At 59.8% G+C, this 18,192-nt stretch carries 14 protein-coding genes; 9 read left to right on the top strand and 5 right to left on the bottom strand.

All coding sequences use genetic code 11. The features are described 5' to 3' along the window. Window positions 1–54 precede the first annotated feature (54 nt). Entirely contained in the window at window positions 55–843 is a 789-nt protein-coding gene (locus FXB40_RS29805; protein ID WP_148775682.1) for an 8-oxoguanine DNA glycosylase OGG fold protein, read from the top strand. Between the two features lie 2,455 nt (window positions 844–3,298). Here the strand turns inward: FXB40_RS29805 and FXB40_RS29800 are convergent. From FXB40_RS29800 to FXB40_RS29785, 4 genes are all read right to left on the bottom strand, one after another. After that, window positions 3,299–3,748 carry a carboxymuconolactone decarboxylase family protein gene (locus tag FXB40_RS29800; protein WP_148775681.1) on the bottom strand — a complete coding sequence of 150 codons (450 nt, stop codon included), beginning with the start codon at window positions 3,746–3,748 and terminating at the stop codon, window positions 3,299–3,301. 154 nt (window positions 3,749–3,902) lie between these two features. Continuing rightward, window positions 3,903–4,520: a nitroreductase family protein gene (locus FXB40_RS29795; protein WP_148775680.1), complete on the bottom strand. Its 618-nt coding sequence runs from the start codon at window positions 4,518–4,520 to the stop codon at window positions 3,903–3,905. Window positions 4,521–4,600: 80 nt separating this feature from the next. Next, complete coding sequence (locus tag FXB40_RS29790; protein ID WP_148775679.1) at window positions 4,601–5,602, bottom strand: quinone oxidoreductase family protein; 1,002 nt, start codon at window positions 5,600–5,602, stop codon at window positions 4,601–4,603. Between the two features lie 138 nt (window positions 5,603–5,740). Then, entirely contained in the window at window positions 5,741–6,880 is a 1,140-nt protein-coding gene (locus FXB40_RS29785; RefSeq protein ID WP_148775678.1) for a Gfo/Idh/MocA family protein, read from the bottom strand. A gap of 93 nt (window positions 6,881–6,973) precedes the next feature. Between FXB40_RS29785 and FXB40_RS29780 the strand changes: the two genes are divergently transcribed. From FXB40_RS29780 to FXB40_RS29765, 4 genes are all read left to right on the top strand, one after another. Continuing rightward, the gene (locus tag FXB40_RS29780) at window positions 6,974–7,855 is read left to right on the top strand and encodes a LysR family transcriptional regulator (RefSeq protein ID WP_148775677.1); all 882 of its coding nucleotides are present in this window, start codon (window positions 6,974–6,976) and stop codon (window positions 7,853–7,855) included. Between the two features lie 186 nt (window positions 7,856–8,041). Beyond that, window positions 8,042–8,821, top strand: coding sequence for a glutathione S-transferase family protein (locus tag FXB40_RS29775; protein WP_148775676.1), 780 nt, complete (start codon window positions 8,042–8,044; stop codon window positions 8,819–8,821). Window positions 8,822–8,875: 54 nt separating this feature from the next. Further along, window positions 8,876–10,357, top strand: a complete 1,482-nt coding sequence (locus FXB40_RS29770; protein WP_148775675.1) for an aldehyde dehydrogenase family protein — start codon at window positions 8,876–8,878, stop codon at window positions 10,355–10,357. 134 nt (window positions 10,358–10,491) lie between these two features. After that, a complete protein-coding gene (locus FXB40_RS29765; protein ID WP_148775674.1) occupies window positions 10,492–12,123 on the top strand; it encodes a GMC family oxidoreductase in 1,632 nt (543 codons plus the stop codon). A 356-nt stretch (window positions 12,124–12,479) separates the two neighbouring features. On the opposite strand, the gene FXB40_RS29760 is transcribed toward FXB40_RS29765, so the two are convergent. Next, entirely contained in the window at window positions 12,480–13,691 is a 1,212-nt protein-coding gene (locus tag FXB40_RS29760; RefSeq protein WP_148775673.1) for an MFS transporter, read from the bottom strand. A 69-nt stretch (window positions 13,692–13,760) separates the two neighbouring features. On the opposite strand from FXB40_RS29760, the gene FXB40_RS29755 reads away from it, so the two are divergent. The 4 genes from FXB40_RS29755 to FXB40_RS29740 all read left to right on the top strand — a co-directional run bounded on the left by FXB40_RS29755 (window position 13,761) and on the right by FXB40_RS29740 (window position 18,191). After that, the gene (locus tag FXB40_RS29755) at window positions 13,761–14,762 is read left to right on the top strand and encodes an AraC family transcriptional regulator (RefSeq protein WP_148775672.1); all 1,002 of its coding nucleotides are present in this window, start codon (window positions 13,761–13,763) and stop codon (window positions 14,760–14,762) included. A gap of 450 nt (window positions 14,763–15,212) precedes the next feature. Continuing rightward, window positions 15,213–16,349: an efflux RND transporter periplasmic adaptor subunit gene (locus FXB40_RS29750; protein ID WP_347339786.1), complete on the top strand. Its 1,137-nt coding sequence runs from the start codon at window positions 15,213–15,215 to the stop codon at window positions 16,347–16,349. After that, window positions 16,333–17,034 (top strand): ABC transporter ATP-binding protein, encoded by a 702-nt coding sequence (locus FXB40_RS29745; protein WP_148775670.1) that lies wholly within the window; start codon window positions 16,333–16,335, stop codon window positions 17,032–17,034. The genes FXB40_RS29750 and FXB40_RS29745 overlap by 17 nt, the downstream gene beginning before the upstream one ends. Further along, a complete protein-coding gene (locus FXB40_RS29740; protein ID WP_148775669.1) occupies window positions 17,031–18,191 on the top strand; it encodes an ABC transporter permease in 1,161 nt (386 codons plus the stop codon). Before FXB40_RS29745 ends, FXB40_RS29740 begins: the two co-directional genes overlap by 4 nt. Window position 18,192 lies beyond the last annotated feature (1 nt).

The raw sequence follows: 18,192 nt of genomic DNA, 5'->3' as shown, positions 1-18,192 counted from the left end.
GGCAAATTGGGGAGCAGGTCAATGGCACTGTAGGCGATAAAGAGTAAGTTCAACATGCAATCGTCATTGATGTCAGTAGGATCCTTTGACCGCGCGAGGGAAGATTACGAGTATATTCCTGCTCGCTTGGTCCGTTCAGATGGCGAGAGCGACTTTGCAATATCGTGGGCCGACCTCAGACTGCGACCTGAGGTGCCAGAGGAATGGTCTTTGCGAGAATCTCGATCAGATTACTCGTCGCTCGCCCAGGACCAATTTCACTCGCGGCTGCTCAACAGCGATGCCGATGAGGACTTGATCCACGGTTTGTTGTCTGTGATCTTCTGGGGTTTCGTTTCCGGAACTGACGGGCGTGTTAATGTACGACGAGCATTGTCAAAAAGCCGTGCCATACTCGTTGGACGAGCAGGGTTGCCGGCTCAGGATCCGAACGAAGTTCTACAACATCTGCGCCGCGCAAGAGATGCATCTTTTGTCTCTATCGCCGAAGCTCTAGTCGTTGCGCAGCGAATAAAATTCTTGGGCATGTCGTTTGGGTCGAAGCTGTTGATGTTCATGCGCCCAAACACGATGGCAGTTTATGATAGTGTCGTGAGCGAAATTCTCCAAAGCCATCCGCATGCTGAGGTGCGACGGCTTTACGTCAATCCTGCATTCACAATGTCAGCGTCTGCGCGACAGCGACAAGCGCAGACCTATGAGAACTGGTGTCACTGGTGTGCTCGCAAGGCGTCTGAACTGAATTCGTGTGGATCGCGCTGGCATGATTGGGATGGTTCGCTGCAAACGTGGCGCGCGGTTGATGTTGAGAGAGCCTTTTTCTCCCAGGGAAGAAAAGTTTGAAGTAGTGGGGCGTTCAAGCGTCATGCGCTCTGACCGAGCGGCATTCTCGTGAGGGCAAAAAAGCTAGCTTGCTGGGCAGAAGGTGGGGGCAATCGTTCAACGAGCAATGGAGTATATTTTTACGTACTAACGATCTTTCCTGCTTGTTCTCGCAACGGCGGGCCTGCAGGCCGGAAGCCGAAAACCTATCGCCATGCCGCGACACGACCGAATGATGGCGCGTTGCTGGCCCGGCTGACGGAATTGGCCTGCAAGCCGCCGCTTCGGCTACCGGCATATGGGGCTGATATTTGCTCGGTAAGAGGTCCGGATCAATCGGAACAAACTGTACCGGCTCTACAAGAAGAGCGGCTGATCGTGCGTAAACGTAGTGGCGGCACACGAGCTCTGTCTGGGTAACGGACGCCGATGACGATCCCGCAAGATCAGAACCTACGTTAGCCGCCCGACTTCGTGATGCTTAAGCGAGGACGGCAAAATTGGACAAGGTTCAAACTTAAGCTTTCGCACGCCAAAAAAGAAGGAGCCGTCTGATAAGGGTTTTCCGCCGCTACCTTTCGTAGGTTTTCTAGGTGAAAACCAAGCGCCAATAATGATTAATGATCGGGTCGTTTCGTTTAGCGATTCCCAAGGTTCATCGAAAAGCGTTGCCCTAGAATCAGTATTTAAAGACACGACTCCGAGATTTTTGTTGTTTGACACATCTGAAGGCGCCCTTTGGGCGATGGGGGCGGCAGGCTCTGGGAACATTGTTATGCAACGTGCGGAGCTTGATCCTGACAAATCCCAGTTTCTCGCACAGGATTCTATGAAACTCCCGGTGGGACTCATGTGGCCGGTCTTCTCTCCGTGGAAGAGCTGGCTTGTAGACATAGATCAACATCAGCAGGTGTCTGAACTCCGGGTTCGGGACAGAACCGGCAAAACTCTCAATTCGTGGACTCTGCCGAAAACCGATTGGCAGGATCCGACTAGCTTCGTTGTCTTGAGAAACCAGCCGTTAAGGTCGATCAGCTTCGTTCGCAATTCCAACTGGGTCGCAGCCCGAACCGGACCATCCTCAATTGCTATTTATGATGTTAACAAAGATGGGGAAGCTCCGTTGGCGACTCTGAAACTACCAGAGGAGGCGCAAGGAGATCCACTTCGGCCTTCCTGGTTTAGCAGACGTCCTCCGACAGCGAGCGTACTAGACAAAGGAGTACTCACGCTCGCATGGGCTACTCGGCGAGTAATTGAGGTTGTTAGGTGGTCTCAATCAAGCGGGAAAACGACTTCCGAAGAGCCGCTGGTATATTCGCCGGATTCTGGCTCTACGATTGCGGATCTGAGATTCTTTCCTGGTAACTATCTCCTCGTAACTGTGACGGAGCCGGGCACTTTCGCCGTTGGCTTCAGATTATTCGATTTGAATCTGGCAACGCAAAACGAAATTGAAAGCATGAATGATGCGAAACTACTTCGGACGGCTTGTGATCGACTAAGCCCGGATCGCGGCGGCGCTACGGAGATCGCCAGGATCTGCAGCACCTTAGGGGGCTAATTATGGACCTGATTGGCCGAATTAGCGCCCTCGTTTCGACAACGGTATCTGGCCCACTCCCAGTTCCCACAATTGTGGATTTTGGTGCCGACGGTTCGCCTCGCTCAAAGCAAACGGACACGATTGAACCGTTCAAACACTATTTTCGGTTCGACATAAATCAAATGTATATCGCAAAGGGTCGAGAGTTTTGGATAGATTTTGATCCTCTTGTAACCGACAGACCACTTGGCTGGCGATCGATGTACGTCCATCAAAGGTGCATTTGTAGTTCTGCCGCTAGACAACGTCGGGCTACCTCCTTGATCTTCAGTGCGCCGTTAGACAGTTCGCTAACCGGTAAGGGGCTAGAATCGTTCGAGAAGATGTAGCCTGAAAATCGCAGTGTCGGTGGTTCGATTCCGCCCCTGGGCACCATTGCTACGATATTCCGCGATTTTCTACGACATTGTAAGATTCAGCTCCGCCTCAGGAGCGCAATGCCGTTCGACAACTGATTGATTGCAGCACGCTGCGTTGGCGGAGCTTGGTCACTTGGCGAGGGCTCATTCGCAGAATGAGTAACATTGAACGACTGCTTCTGGCGGATAGTGTTGCAAAAGTCCCAAAACGCCGTGCGACTGAATTTCCGCTAAACGACAAAACAAGCGGCAACCGTCAATCGATGTAGCCTCAAACACGCCACCGAAGTCGCCAGTGAGTTCGCCACAGAATGAATTGGTCCCCCACGCAGAAATCGTGGTCATCGTGTCGGTTCCTTCAGAGAGGGGTCGAGATAAGGCCGGAGCTACGCTGCTGGTGGGTGACCGGACAGCATATCGAGGCTTCCCGTCTTGTGGCCTGAGCTGAAGCTCTGTGCGAAACCAGCCTCGGTCGCCGGATGGGCGGCCCGTCGACGTGCTTCGTTCACATTCAAGTAGCTGCCTTGGGTGGGTTGCGGAATCCGATGGCCAGTCGGTTGTAGGCATTCATCAGCCCGATCGCGATCGTCAGGTCGGCCAGTTCCTTTTCAGAGAACGCCGCCGACGCAGACTCGAATTCGCCATCCGGTATAGTGGTGTCGGCGACGCGCGTGACTGTTTCAGCCCAAGCCAGAGCCGCACGTTCGCGTGAGTCGAACAGGGAGCCTGCCTCGCGCCAGGCAGTGACGAGCACCAGCTTTTCGACGGCCAAGCCGCCCTTAAGCAGGTCGCGAGAATGCAAGTCGATGCAATAGGCACAGCCGTTGATCTGCGAGACGCGCAGATAGACCTGATTGACGAGCTGAGCGGGCAAATTCGATTGCGCGATATAGGCGTGAACGCCGCCAAGGGCCTTTACGCCGACCGGAGCAATGGTGGTGTAGTTCAAACGTTGGGTCATGGGACGTTCCTCAAGGTCGGGTTAGATAACGCCAGCGTTTAGGCCGGACCAACCGGTTCTGGCGGGCGGATGACTGGGCGGATTCACCACACAACCGAACTCCCGAGAGTTCGACGAGGCTGGTGTGAAACGCGACCGGCGCTGGTCAGAAGAGTTACGCGAACGCGAGAACGTCCGAAATCGGCCGACGCGGCTTCTGCGGCCAATTCGCCTCCGTCGGATAGCCGACGGCAACGAGGAGTGCCGGGACCTCATTATCGCTGAGACTAAACTCACGTGACACGCCGACCGGATCAAACCCGATCATCGGCGTAGTGCCCAGACCCATCGCCTGCGCGGCGTGAATCAGTCCGCTTGCGCCAAAGGTCGCCGATCGAATTGCCTCATCGCGCTGGGTCTGAGGCTTCTCGAAGTAAAGCGATTTTGCTGCGGCTTCCCAGCCCGGCACCATCTCGACAGGCATGAAACCTGCCGCCACCGAGCCCGCCAGTCGATCAGCCATCACGTCAGCCACGGCCAGTTCACCGACCATGATGAAAGTGACGGCAGCTTCGGTAACCTTGGGCTGATTAGCCGCAACCGCCCGCAGCCTTGCTTTGGCTTCCGGCGACCGCACCGCTATAAAGCGCCAATTCTGCAGGTGGAACGCGGTCGGGGAGAATGTCGCCAAGCGCACCAGCTCACGAATTTCATCGTCGGGAATGCTTTTCGACGCATCGTAAAGGTTGGTGGTTTTCTGGCGCTCGATCGCTTCAATCACAGAGGTATTCATCGCGTTATTCCTTTAGTTGAGCATTGTTTCGTGGATCGGGGCCGCGGGCGTCTTCGGACGGTGCAGCGCATGAAATTTGATCAAGGGAGATCGGCGGCCGTCACACGCAGCACTGCCGCGCCGGTGGTTCGGCGCTCTTCGAGATCATGGTGAGCTTCGATTAGCTGGCTAAACGGATAAAGATTGCTGGGATCGACCTTGAGAATTCCCGTCGCGATTGCGTCGAATAGGTCGGCTGCGGCGATCGCCAGATCTTCTGCGGTGGACGTGTAGTGAGGGAGAATGGGCCACGTCAGATAAAGCGCGCGTGGTGCCAACTCGAACGGGTCCAGTGGTTCCGGGAATCCAGACGCCTTCCCGAATTGCACAAGCGTTCCGCGCGGCCTGAGAACCGCCAGCGACCCACGGAACGTGTCCGCCCCGACGGAGTCGAAAACAGCTGCCACGCCATTGCCTGCGGTGAACGCGAGCGCTTCGGCGACGAAGTCTTCGGAGGAATAATTGATGACGTGGTCGCAGCCGGCATGACGTGCAAGCTTCGCCTTAGCGTCGCTGGACGCTGTGCCGATCACCGTTAGACCAAGTGCTTTCGCCCATTGAACGAAAATCTGACCTACACCGCCCGCTGCTGCATGATACAGAACGGTGTCACCGGGTCGGAGCTCGAGCACCTCTTTGAGCAGATAGCGAGCGGTGAGCCCCTTTAGAAAGGCACTAGCTGCCTGGTCGTCAGAAACACCTGCCGGAATGCGGACAAGCCGGTCTGCGGAATGCAAGCGGGCCGTAGCGTAGGCGCCAAATGCGATATCGCCATAGACGACGCGGTCACCCACGCTGACGTTCTTGACGTTTTTGCCAACGGCTTCGACTACCCCGGCGGCCTCGTCGCCGATGATCGCTGGAAAGGCAGGGACCGGAAGAGTACCTCTACGATAATAAACGTCGACGAAGTTGAGACCTATGACGGTGTTGCGGATCAATGCTTCATCGTCGCCCGGCTCACCCACGACGATGTCCTCGAACCTCAGGACTTCGGGAGGACCATATTCGTGAATACGGGCGACTCTCGCGGTGGTTGGCATGACATTTCGCCTTTCAAAGCGCCAGTGATCATCGCTCGCCTGCTCGCAGAGCGGCGCGAATGTTACTTGGCAGTTGGTGGAGGATGGTCGCGGCCGGTGTGATTTGCCGCCAAGGCGGAGGACCGGCCGCGGCAGCGTCTAAAGCTTGATGCGATGTCCGCTGGCTGACGAGATCGCTGCCTGTTCAAGCAGCCGCTGCATGAAGAGGGCGTCCTCGAAGCTGGGCACGGTTCGCGAGCCGCTTGCGAGATCGCGGGCATGAACCTCGAAGAGATCGGCGAGCTCCAGCACGCCGCTAGGAAGATCAGAGGGTGGCAACCAGTTGTACGATGCGGGCACTGCGAGTGGCGCCATCTTGGTGTCCGCTACGCGGGCACCGAATAGATTATATTTTTCGCCCACGTCCCCGAACGCCGAGGTGTTGGTGATCTGCAAGTCACCATCATCACCCGTGATATCGATCTGAACGCCGGTGCCATGATGCTTCCCGCCCTCGATATGAACGGCGAACACGGCTCCGCTTGCGAGGATGCCTTGCAGCAGCAATTGATCCGGAACCTTCGTGCTGATCTCCTCGCCCGTTTCGACGATTTTGATTTCCGGCCACTGGTTGACAGAAACGGCCGAGATCTCAGTCGGACGGCCTACGATCGAGAAGAGGGGGTCCATCAAGTGCGCGCCGAAAATTGAGGTAACGCCCATGAAATTTTCGGGGAAGGCGCTCCAACGAATCGCCTTGCTGCGATTTTTGCCGAAACTGCTCACCGTCACATGCATCCTGACCGAGCGCACACGACCGACGTAGCCATCGCCGAGAAGATCCTTCAGATAGCGCAGCCCTGGCGCGAACCGGCGTTGGGTGCCGAGAATGGTTTGCACACCAGCTTTTGCCGCAAGGTCGACCAGTTCAGCCGAGGTCTTCGAGACCGGCGTCAAGGGCCACTCGCAGTACACGGTCTTCCTCGCAGCGATCGCTGCGCGTACCGCTTCCTCGTGCTGCGGACCTGTCGTGAGCACGAGGACGATGTCGACGTCTGGATGGCGAACCAATTCATCGAACGACCCGACGACATGCCTGATACCGAAGGTGTCCGCAGCAGACTGCGCGGCGTCGCGACGCTGGCTATAGACAGCCGCCATTTCATATTGCGGCATGAGGCTGAGCACGCGAACGGGGCCGTTCAAAGCCCAGTTTCCGACGCCGATCAGGCCAACACGGATGATCGTGTGGTTGGCAGAGGGGGCACTGCTGTCGGCTATCGTCGATGAGGTGGACATGGGCTTCTCCTGCTTGTTGAAGCCAATATCGGTTGTATTTGCCTCGTCGATAATTAGGCTATTCTCGATTGGACCTTTCGGGATTTGCGAGAAATGGACACGCTGGAGGCCCTCCGCCTGTACGTAGCTATAGCTGAGACGGGCAGCTTTTCAGCAGCCGCCCGCCAAGTGTCTGTTTCGACCTCAACGGTGACGGTCGCGCTTCAGCAGTTGGAAGAGCAGGCGCGTGTTAGTCTGATCACGCGATCGACCCGCAGATTGAGCTTCACGTTCGAAGGGCGACGTTTTCTCGCCGATGCTAGAAAGCTCTTGGCAGACTGGGACGCATCCATCGCCGGGGTTCAGGACGGGCCCTTGCGCGGCCCAATCCGGATGACGGCCACGCAACATTTTGGCCGGACCGAGGTAGCGCCGCTGATCGATCGCTTCCTCGACTTACACCCCGCCGTACAAATTGCGCTGCACTTGTCCGATGGTGTCGTCGATCTCGTGGAGCAGGACATTGACCTAGCACTCCGCAATGGCCCCTTGGCGGATTCGGCTCTCAAGGCTCGATTGATGCTTCGAGGGCGCCGCGTGGTGTGCGCCGCGCCATCCTATTGGGCAAGCCATGCTGCACCCAATCACCCAGATGACCTGGCCGCGCACAATTGCCTCGTCCACCCGCGCCCTGGATCGACCTTTTCTTCGTGGTCTTTCACCGTTGAGGGACGACCCGTTACGGTTCGTGTTGCGGGCGATCGCGTTGCTAACGATGGCGGCGTTCTTCGCCAATGGGCGCTCGACGGCCACGGCGTCATCATGCGAAACGATTTGGACATCCGCAAGGAGCTTGCCTCTGGCGCACTTGTCACCGCTCTCGACACGTTCGTGACTTCCAACGCCAATCTGTACGCTGTCACCGCAGGCAGCGTCTCCAGTCAGCGTGTGCGAACGTTCATCGATTTCCTGGCGAAGAATCTGGTCGCGGACTGACCTTTCCGGTGCCGCTTTAACGACATTGCTCGCAAATCCCGAAAAGTCCTGTCGACGTTCATCCGATTATCATCGTCTCGACAATGCGCGATATCCCACGTGCGCCAGAAACGACGGGCGGAGCCGCTGCCTTCGGTCTGGTGTGCTCAGCGCTGTGAGCGTGAATCGAGATGAAGGACGCCCGTGATGAAGAAGATCCCCGTCTATGTGAACCCGTACGATAAGGTCCACTTTGGACCGTCGACTGTCATGGCTCTGCACCGCTTCGGCATTTTCGATCCCGACGTCGCGCGCAGGGTCCCGACGCTGTCGCCTTTTTCTGCGAAGCTGACAGCTCATCTTCGTTTCCAAGGAATCCCCTTCGAACCCGTCGCCGAGCAGGGCGTTGGCAATGCGCCGCGTGGAAAGGTACCTTTCATCACGGTCGATGGCGTGAAAGTCGCCGATTCCGACCTGGTCATTGGCTTTCTGAAGACGGCCTTTCCAGATCCCGACGCCGGTTTGAGCGACCATCAGCGCGCTGTCGGCCACCTCGTCCAGCGGACGCTGGAGGACCACCTCTATTGGATCGCGCTGATCTACGAATTCTATGATCAAGAAGGTTCGGACTGGTTCTTCGAGCACGCCTTCGGCGGAATGGGCCCCGGCCTTCAGGGGCTGCGGGACGACATGGAAGACCGCACCTACGGGCAGGGCATCGCGCGTTATACGCCCGACGAAATCGTGGACAAGGCGTCCAAGGACCTCGCGGCCGTCGCCGAAATTCTGGGCGAAAATCGGTATCTTCTCGGGACCGACCGGCCGACGTCTTTTGACGCGGTCGTCTTCGGAATGACCATCCTGGTCTATCAGCTCCGCGAGATGCATCCCAGGCTGACCGACTACGCCCGAAGCCTCCCGAATCTCACACGGTACATCGGCAATTTGCTCGCCGAGTTCTTCCCCGACCTCGATCGCGACTTCTAGGTCTATTGCCTAGAGTTTGCGGAGTCCTGGCCCTTATTTGAAGGAAACACGCTCATGGTCGAGCAATCCATTCCGGCTGACTCCGTGTCAGCGCTTCGCGAGAGTGCTCTCGCCGCCGCTGGCGTCCGCGGCATTTTTACAAACCTGATCGACGGAAAGGGTGTCGGTGCTCGCAACACCCTGGATGTTCTTGATCCCGCCACCGGCGAGCTGCTCGCCAAAGTGCCCGACATTGAGCGCGACGGAATGGATGCAGCGTTCGCGGCCGCCCGCCGAGCCTTTTCCTCGTGGAGCAAACTGACCTGGGAGGCGCGACGATCGATCCTCGAGAAGGCGTTCGAGAACGTCAAAGCGCATCGTGAAGAGCTCGTCACCCTCCTCATGGCCGAGGGGGGCCGCCCGAGAAGCCTCGCCCTGTGGGAAGTCGCGGCTGTTTTGGATGACTTCGCGCCGGGCGTTCTCGCGCAAAGCCTTCCCGACGTGGAAACCACCCAACCGGGCGTTGGCCGGGTCACCCGGCACTATGCGCCCCTCGGTGTCGTCGCGGCCATCAGTCCCTGGAATCTGCCATTACTTCTATCGTACGACAAGGTCGTTCCCGCCCTGATCGCGGGCAACACAGTCGTCCTGAAGCCGTCTTTCTACACACCGCTGACCGTGTTGCGCGTCGCGGAACTGGTGCGCGACATTCTCCCCGCCGGCATCCTGAACGTGGTGACTGGAGGCGACAATGTCGGCCCCTGGATGACGTCCCACCCCGAAGCCGACAAGATCTCGTTCACGGGCTCCACTCAGACCGGCCGGCGGGTTTTCGAGTCCGCCTCCCAGACGCTGAAGCACCTGACCCTCGAGTTGGGCGGCAATGACGCCGGGATTGTGCTGCCGGACGTCGACGTTGATGCGGCGATCGCTCCCATTTTCTGGGGGATGTTCTTGGTAAACGGTCAGGGTTGCATCACGATCAAGCGGCTGTTGGTGCATGAAAGCCGCTACGATGAAATGGCCGCGGCGCTCTCGAAATTTGCCGCCGAGCAAGTCCTGGGCGATGGATTCGATCCCGCCACCACGATCGGGCCCATCCAAAACCGGGCGCAACTTCTGCGGCTGCAGGCGACCTGGGCGGCCATTCAAAAAGATAGTGTCGCCGTTCTTTACCGCGGCGATGAGATCGAAGGGAAAGGCAATTTCTTTCCAGTCACGATCCTCGACAACCCATCGCCCCACGCCGACTACGTGAAGCTCGAAAACTTCGGTCCTCTGAGGTCGCTGATCAAGTACGGCACCATCGACGAGGCGATCGAGATCGCCAATTCCACAGACTACGGGCTTGGGGGATCGGTTTGGGGCCGCGACCCGGCCGAACTGGACGCGGTCGCTCATCGGATGGAGGCCGGGACGGTTTGGATCAACCAGCACTTGGTCGTAAATCCGAACGTGCCGTTCGGCGGTAACAAGGACTCGGGCTTTGGCGTGCAGTATGGCGCCGAAGGCCTGAAGGAATATTGTTACTTGCGGGTGATTTCAGCCAAGACCTGAGGTCCATATCCGCGATTTGGCGTGAACTGCAACGGTCCCTATCGGTTCACGCCAACGCCAAAATCCCGCCCTGTTTCAGCCGTCCCTCGCGCCAGCAATTGAAGCGGCCGGGAGATCAACCAGGAAGAAACCAAATGACCTCAGTGTCCGATACCTTTGACTACATCGTAGTGGGAGCAGGCAGCGCCGGCTGCGTCGTGGCCAGCCGCCTGGTCAAAGACCATGGGGCGACGGTGTTGCTTTTGGAGGCCGGGCCGCTCGACGACAATATGCTGATCCACATGCCCGCTGGCGCCGTCAAAATCGTGTTCGGCAAATCGCCCTACATCAAGCGCTACACCTCGACGCCCCAGCCCGCGCTCGAGGGTCGAGCCGTCGACATCATGCAAGGGAACGTCGTTGGCGGGGGAAGCTCGGTGAACGTTATGACCTACGCTCGCGGCTCCAAGGACGACTATGACCGTTGGAACACGTTGTCCGGCGATGCGGGCTGGGGCTGGGATGACCTGGTCCCCTACTTCCGCAAGCAGGAGGGCAACGTCAGGCTGGAGAATGCCGCGCACAGCGGAGACGGGCCTCTCAAGGTTTCCGACCCGGCCTACATCTCCGAGGCCGCCAACATCTTCGTCCGGACGTTGCAAAAACTGAAAGTCCCTTTCACCGACGATTTCACGGGCGGTGAGCTGCACGGCGTGGGGTACGAACAATCGACGACCTTTCGAGGAAAACGCCGCAGCTCGGCGGACTCGTTCTTGAGGCCGGTGATCGGCGACGAGCGGTTGACCCTGGTTACCGAAGCGAGGGCCAACCGGGTGCTGTTCGACGGTCAGCGGGCGATCGGGATCGAATACGTCAAAGACGGGAAGGTCCATCAGGCGAAGGCGACGCATGAAGTCGTCTTGACGGCCGGGGCGCTCGCCACGCCCAAGCTCCTGATGCTTTCAGGGATCGGACCCGCCGATCACCTGGCCCAGTTCGACATCCCAATCGTCGCCGACCTGCCCGGCGTCGGCCAGAATCTGCAAGATCACAACGAAGTCTTTCTGTCTCTTTCGACGAAGGGCCCGTTTGGTTATTTCGGCGAGGACGCAGGGATCAAGCTGATCCGGAACGTCATTCAGTATTTCGCTTTTGGCACAGGCCCTATCGCTTCCACGGGATCCGAGACGATGGCGTTCGTCAATTTGGACGATCCCGCCGGGCCGCCCGATATCCAAATCTATTGCATTGGTCTGATGTGGCCGACACTGACGGTCAAGCCACGCAACGCCGTTACGCTTCTGGCCAATTTGGTTCGCCCGCTTTCCTACGGGTCCGTCCGCTTGAAATCGGCGCTTCCAGAGGATGACGCTGAGGTCGATCCGAATTGGATGAGCGATCCAGAGGACACACGACGCCTATTGAAGGCGCTAAAGTATCTCCGGACGATCGTCGCAACAGCACCGTTCATTGACATCGTGGAAGAAGAGCTGTCGCCGGGACAGGCAATAACGGACGACGCGGAGCTCGTCGAATACATGAAAGCGACGACGCAGAGCAACTTTCACCCGGTCGGCACCTGCCGAATGGGTAGGGCGGAAGACCCCACGACCGTGGTCACGCCCGACTTGCGGGTCAAGGGGATAGACGGCCTTCGGGTCATGGACGCCTCCATTATGCCCAGGATCATCAGCGCCAACACGAACGCCACCGTCATGGCGGTCGCCGACAAGGGCGTCGATCTTCTGACTGGGACCTACACAGGGCGCGTTGCCGCCGCGCAGTAACCGGACGCCTTGGCCCTGGAAGCTCGCGGCAATTTCGGTCGAGGCGACGGCCTGTTTGGTATGGCGGATCATCGAAAGGTGGCCAGACAATCGCTGGTGGCCATCGATCCTCGATTTAATGCCGATCCACCAGTTTTCGATTACAAGAAACCGTTCCGGTTCTAACAGGAGGAAAAACTGACAGTGCGTCGCCGTGACGACCGCAAGCGGGCGATCGGTATCGGGCGCCACGCCACCATACTAAGGACAAACAGGGGTTCGTCGTGTCGGTGGTTGCGTTGGATTCCTCCCTGGGCACCATTTTCCCAGACAGATGCGTCAACGCGACCGGGCCGCGGCGACACAGAGACCACACTTCAGGGCCGCACCTCCCCGCTGCGCGACAGCGACACAAGCAGGGCGCCCGCCGCCGTCGCCGCCGCGAGATAACCAACGGCGCCGAACGGGCCGAAGCCGTCGACCAGAATGCCGCCAACGACTGCGCCGACCGTGATCGCGACCTGGAAGGCCGATACAAGCAGGCCACCGGCAGATTCGGCTTCGTCCGATGCTACCCGCACCATCCATGTCTGGAAGCCAACCGGGAGCACGCCGAAGGCAAAACCCCAGAGGCCAACCGCGACGCCCGAGACAAGGCCCGAGCTGCCAAAAACAAGAAGCACCAGCGCGAGCACGGCGATGGCTGCAGATCCAGTGACGATCGCTACCTTCGCGCTGCGGACGACAAGCGTGCCGCCCGCGAAATTGCCGAGGAAACCGCCCACGCCATAAGCCAGCAGGACGAGTGAAATCGTCGTGACCGGAAGCTTTGGCACTTGCTCGAGGAAGTGGCGGACGTAAGTGAAACCGGCGAAATGGCCCGAGATGCTGATGGCGACTGCGATCATCACGAGCCGGACACTTGGCCGCCGCATCAATACAAAAAGCGTGCGCACATCCGGCGACGTGAGCGGCGGCAAGCGCGGCAGCGTCAGCACCTGAAAGACCAGCACGACGGCGCCGACCACAGCCGCAAGCAAAAACACGTTCCGCCACCCCCAGAGATCGCCAAGATATGCCCCGATCGGCGCAGCGCTGACTGTGGCAATCGATACTCCGCTGAAGATCAGTGAGATCGCGCGCGGCAGCGCGTCCGCCGGGACAAGCCGCATCGCGGTAGCCGTTGCCATCGCCCAAAAGCCGCTGAGACTGATGCCGAGCAACGTGCGGGCGAACAAAAGTATCGTCAGGTTGCTTGCTGTCGCCGACAGCAGATTGGATACGATCAACAGCACCGTCAGCGACCACAGGACGACGCGGCGATCCATGGCGCGTGTCACGATGGCTGTTGCAAGCCCGGCGACGATCCCGACAAGGGACGTCGCTGTCACCACCTGCCCGGCAGCGCCGACCGAGACACCGAGATCGGCGGCGATCGGCGTAAGCAGGCTGGCAGGCAGGAACTCAGCAGTGACCTGGCTGAACGCGCCCAGCATCAAGGAGACGACAGCCGCCCACGCCGATGCAGTCGGCGCATTGGTTATTGGAGAAACATCGGCAGCAAGTGCGGCATTGGCGGAATCGGGCATGATCGTCTCCAGAGGGAACGCCCATAGATGGACGTGACCGTTTGGAGTTTCCATGCTAGGAAACCCGCAATGCTTGATAATTCGTCCAAAGATACCTCCACGCACCCCCTCACTGAGATGCTCCGGGGGCTGAAGCTCGAGGGCGTCGATTACGCGCGCTGCCGCATGACGGCACCGTGGGGTCTATTATTTCCCGCGCAGTCAAAGGCCCAATTCCACTTCGTCGCGGGACGAGGCTGCTGGCTGCGAACTCCCGACGGCACGTGGGTCCCCCTTGAAGAAGGTGATGCGGTCTTGCTGCCGCGCGGCGCGGAACACGCATTGGCGAGTTCGCCTGATGCCTTCCCCGCGCCCGTGGAGCATTGCCACTTCGAGCCGGTTTGCTGCGGCATCCTCGACACCTGCAGCGACGGCAATAGCGATGGCGAAGAAACCGTGCTGTTCGGTGCCGGCATGACCTTCAACCTCGACAGCCAGCATCCCCTGCTTCTGATGATGCCTGAGCTGATGCAGATGCACGAACTCGCCACCGACGAGCCCGCCATCCCGCATTTGCTCGAGGCCATGACCGCCGAACTCGCGCTGGATCGCGTCGGTGCGGGTGGAATGCTGACGCGGCTGGCCGATGTCGTTGCCGCGGCGCTGATTCGCAACTGGGTGGAGAAAGGCTGCGGCTCCGAAGGTTGGGTCGCGGCAGCGCGCGACCCAGGTATCGGGCGCGTTCTCGCCGCGATCCATCGCGATCCGACCGGGGATTGGACAGTCGAGGCGCTGGCGGACGTCATGCATGCGTCTCGCTCGGCATTTGCGTTGCGCTTCGCCAATGTGGTCGGCCAAACGCCTGCCCGGTACGTGGCGCAGTTGCGGATGCAGGAAGCAAAGCAGTGGCTGCTTCGCGACCGCTTGAAGATCGCGGTCGTCGCACGCCGGCTTGGATATGAATCGGAAGCAGCGTTCAGTCGTGCCTTCAAGCGTATCATCGGCGCGCCGCCAAGCTATTTTCGCGCTGCACCGATTGCGGCTGACCACGGGGAACGGCCGGGTCGGACAGATCGCCCATCTGACAATTGAATGCGATCGAGGGCCTCTTGGGAAGTCCGGCGCTCGGCCTTCTCGGCGGCTACTTGAGTCTCTGGCAGACGGGCGCCGACTGCGAACCGGGACGCCAGGTCAGCTTGGGTGACCTAGCGCGCGGGCATTCAGCGCGCTCACTGTCCGCTGGACCTGCGTGATCAATCGCAAGATCGCTGAATTGAGTGCACCGTCACCGCAATCCCCCGAATTCCGTCGTGACGCACTTGCCGGGTCGGCAGCGATGACATCAGAAAACGACGAAAATTTCAGAATCGGCCAATCGGGCTAACAATCGGCTAGCCGAATTCTGCATCGGGCGAGAACGAGCCTGCCGCGTCCGGTAGCTTTCTTTGGGGATGGCGGCGCCGGAGTCGGACCGGAGCGGTGAAACGCCGCGCACGGTAGAAGTCACCTCGCGGTTGCGCCAGCCAGTGGCTCGTGTCAAGGATGTGCCGCATAACATCAGCTACGTCATTTGGGGCTTGTAGTCGGATGGATGACAGGACGCGGTCGTTACGCTCGCTCGTCATCGAACGGCCCCCACCGGCCGGGCCTTCGTCACGGCGGCAAAGATGGCTGCTGCCAGCCGTGGGGATAACGGTCTCCCTGCTTGTGCTGGGAAGCGGCGCAGCGTTTTGGCTCGTCGGTTCGTTGCCGTCCGCGCAGGCACCGGCAGCCGAGGTCCCATCCACCCAGATCGCACAACAGGAGCATCCAGCCCAACCAGCCGCGCCCAGCGCGGGCAGTCTGATCGCGTCCGGATATGTGGTGGCGCGCCGGAAGGCGACGGTCGCGGCCGAGGTCACGGGCAAGGTCGTCGAACTGCTGGTCGACGAGGGCATGGTGGTGGAGGCCGGCCAGGTTCTCGCCAGGCTCGACGATGTCCTGGCGGACAAGGACTACGCGCTGGCGCAGGCACGCGCCGAGGCCTCCGATGCGGCCGTGGCCGCGATTGCGGCCGACTTGGCCGACGCCGAACGAATCCTCAATCGAACTCAGACGCTGTCGGGGAAAAATTATGCCACCGAGGCCGATCTGACCAAGTCGCAGGCGAGAGCCGGCGTGCTGCGTGCCCAGCTCCGCCAGGCGCAGGCTCAGCTGGCGGCGGCGCGACTCGAAGCCCAGCGCTCCGGCGAGGTGCTCGGCAAGCACCGGATCCGCGCCCCGTTCACCGGCATCGTGGTCGAGCGCAGCGCGCAACCCGGCGAGATGATCTCGCCACTGTCGGCCGGCGGCGGCTTCACCCGCACCGGCATCTGCACCATCGTCGACATGGACTCGATCGAGATCGAGGTTGACGTCAACGAAGCCTCGATCGGCCGCCTGCATGCCGGCACCCGCGTCGAAGCCGTACTCGATGCCTATCCGGACTGGCGCATCCCAGGCGCCGTCATCGCCATCGTGCCGACCGCCAATCGCGAGAAGGCGACCGTCAAGGTTCGTGTCGGCATGGATGTGAAGGACACGCGCGTTCTGCCGGACATGGCGATCAAGGTGACCTTCCGGGAAGACGCCGCGCCTGCGGCGGCACAGTCCGATTCCTCCTCAACCAGCGAGAGCAGTACCCATGTCATCGCCAAATAGCCCGATGGTTGGCATCGTCGATCTTTGCAAGCGCTACACCAAGGGCAAGGAGACGATCACCATCTTCAATGGTCTCAACCTTGCTATTCCACGCGGCGATTTCGTCGCCATGATGGGACCGTCGGGGTCCGGCAAGACCACCTTGCTCAATCTGCTCGGTGGCATCGATCGGTCCGACACCGGCGAGATCGAGGTCGCCAGTGAACGCCTTGACCGCCTGTCCGAGAGCGAACTTTCGCGCTGGCGGGCATCCCACATCGGCTTCATCTTCCAGTTCTACAATCTGATGCCGATGCTGACCGCGGCGCAGAATGTCGAATTGCCGCTGTTGCTGACGCGGCTCGGCCGAAAGGAGCGGCGCCAGCGGGTCGAGACCGCGCTCGGCGTGGTCGGGCTAGCCGACCGGGTCAAGCACTATCCCAAGGAAATGTCGGGCGGGCAGCAGCAGCGCGTCGCCATCGCGCGCGCCATCGTCTCCGACCCGGCCCTGCTGTTGTGCGACGAACCGACCGGAGATCTCGATCGTGACACCGCTGACGAGATCCTGTCGATCCTGCAGGTGCTCAACCGGGATCTCGGCAAAACCATCGTCATGGTGACCCACGACCCGGCGGCGGCGCGATACGCCAAGAGATCGCTGCATCTCGACAAGGGCAACTTCATCGAGAAGGAGCTCGCGGCGTGAACGACTTGGTCTTGATTCGCAAGAACCTGTTCCGCCGGAAATTGCGGGCGATTCTGATGATGGTGTCGATCCTGATCGCATTTGCGATTTTCGCCGTGCTGGCGAGCTTCGAACGCGCCTTCAACGCAGGCCAGGACCGCGCCACGCCGGACCGCTTGGTGGTCCTCAACAAAATCAACTTCACCCAGCCCTTGCCGATTTCCTACTACAATCGTGTTGCTGCCGTCGACGGCGTCGCCCAGATCAACCACTTCAGCTGGTTCGGGGGCTATTATCAGGAACCGAGGAATTTTGTCGCTGCCTTTGCGGTGGATCCGGAGAACTGGATGAAGCTTCGCGACAGCGACTTCGTGTTTTCACCCGAGATACGCGCCGCCTTCATCCGCGAGCGCACCGGCGTTCTGGTCGGGGCGCGAATGATGGAGAAGTGGGGCTGGAAGATCGGGGATCATATTCCGATCTCGAGCAACATCTGGTCCCAGAAGAATGGCTCTCACGCCTGGGACTTCACCATCATTGGCAGCTTCACCGCCCGCATTCCGCAGGCCGACACCAACGTCATGGTGATGAGCTACGACTATTTCAACGAGACGCGCTCGTTCGGCAAGGACCTGATCAGTTGGCTGGCGCTGCGCACCACCTCTGTGGCCGCCAACGAGCGCGTGACCAACGCCATCGACGGGATGTTTGCCAATTCCCCCTACGAGACGAGGACCGACAGCGAGAAGGCCTTCAGCAAGGCGTTCGCCGCTCAGCTCGGCAACATCGCGCTGATCGTCGAACTGGTGGTCGGGGCGGCTTTCGTGACGATCCTGATGATCGTCGGCAACACCATGGTGATGACTGTGCGCGAGCGCACGCGCGAGATCGGCGTGTTGAAGACGCTGGGCTTTTCTGGTGGCCGCATCTTGCGCATGGTGCTTGGCGAATCGATCCTGTTGGCGCTGCTCGGCGGCCTGCCCGGCCTCGGCGTCGCGCTCCTTCTGATCGCCAGAGTGCGGGACAGCCTGATGAGCTTCGTTCCGACGCTGTCGCTATACCCCGATATCGTTGCAGCGGCGGTTGGACTGATGGTCGTGTTCGGTATCATCACAGGTCTCGTACCGGCGCTCAACGCGATGCGCCTCAATATCGTCACCGCGCTAGGCCGGAACTGAC

The sequence above is a fragment of the Bradyrhizobium rifense genome, from assembly GCF_008123425.1.
In the GTDB taxonomy this organism is placed as follows: domain Bacteria; phylum Pseudomonadota; class Alphaproteobacteria; order Rhizobiales; family Xanthobacteraceae; genus Bradyrhizobium; species Bradyrhizobium rifense.
The sequence above is the reverse complement of the archived record's forward strand: the minus strand, read 5'-3'. Positions and strand labels throughout refer to the sequence as shown.

Excerpts from the sequence above, each read along its gene's own strand:
- FXB40_RS29750 (WP_347339786.1), top strand. The coding sequence starts at position 15,213 with ATGTGCCGCATAACATCAGCTACGTCATTTGGGGCTTGTAGTCGGATG.
- FXB40_RS29790 (WP_148775679.1), bottom strand. The coding sequence starts at position 5,602 with ATGCCAACCACCGCGAGAGTCGCCCGTATTCACGAATATGGTCCTCCC.
- FXB40_RS29805 (WP_148775682.1), top strand. The coding sequence starts at position 55 with ATGCAATCGTCATTGATGTCAGTAGGATCCTTTGACCGCGCGAGGGAA.
- FXB40_RS29785 (WP_148775678.1), bottom strand. The coding sequence starts at position 6,880 with ATGTCCACCTCATCGACGATAGCCGACAGCAGTGCCCCCTCTGCCAAC.
- FXB40_RS29755 (WP_148775672.1), top strand. The coding sequence starts at position 13,761 with ATGCTTGATAATTCGTCCAAAGATACCTCCACGCACCCCCTCACTGAG.
- FXB40_RS29745 (WP_148775670.1), top strand. The coding sequence starts at position 16,333 with ATGTCATCGCCAAATAGCCCGATGGTTGGCATCGTCGATCTTTGCAAG.
- FXB40_RS29800 (WP_148775681.1), bottom strand. The coding sequence starts at position 3,748 with ATGACCCAACGTTTGAACTACACCACCATTGCTCCGGTCGGCGTAAAG.
- FXB40_RS29765 (WP_148775674.1), top strand. The coding sequence starts at position 10,492 with ATGACCTCAGTGTCCGATACCTTTGACTACATCGTAGTGGGAGCAGGC.
- FXB40_RS29760 (WP_148775673.1), bottom strand. The coding sequence starts at position 13,691 with ATGCCCGATTCCGCCAATGCCGCACTTGCTGCCGATGTTTCTCCAATA.
- FXB40_RS29770 (WP_148775675.1), top strand. The coding sequence starts at position 8,876 with ATGGTCGAGCAATCCATTCCGGCTGACTCCGTGTCAGCGCTTCGCGAG.
- FXB40_RS29780 (WP_148775677.1), top strand. The coding sequence starts at position 6,974 with ATGGACACGCTGGAGGCCCTCCGCCTGTACGTAGCTATAGCTGAGACG.
- FXB40_RS29795 (WP_148775680.1), bottom strand. The coding sequence starts at position 4,520 with ATGAATACCTCTGTGATTGAAGCGATCGAGCGCCAGAAAACCACCAAC.
- FXB40_RS29775 (WP_148775676.1), top strand. The coding sequence starts at position 8,042 with ATGAAGAAGATCCCCGTCTATGTGAACCCGTACGATAAGGTCCACTTT.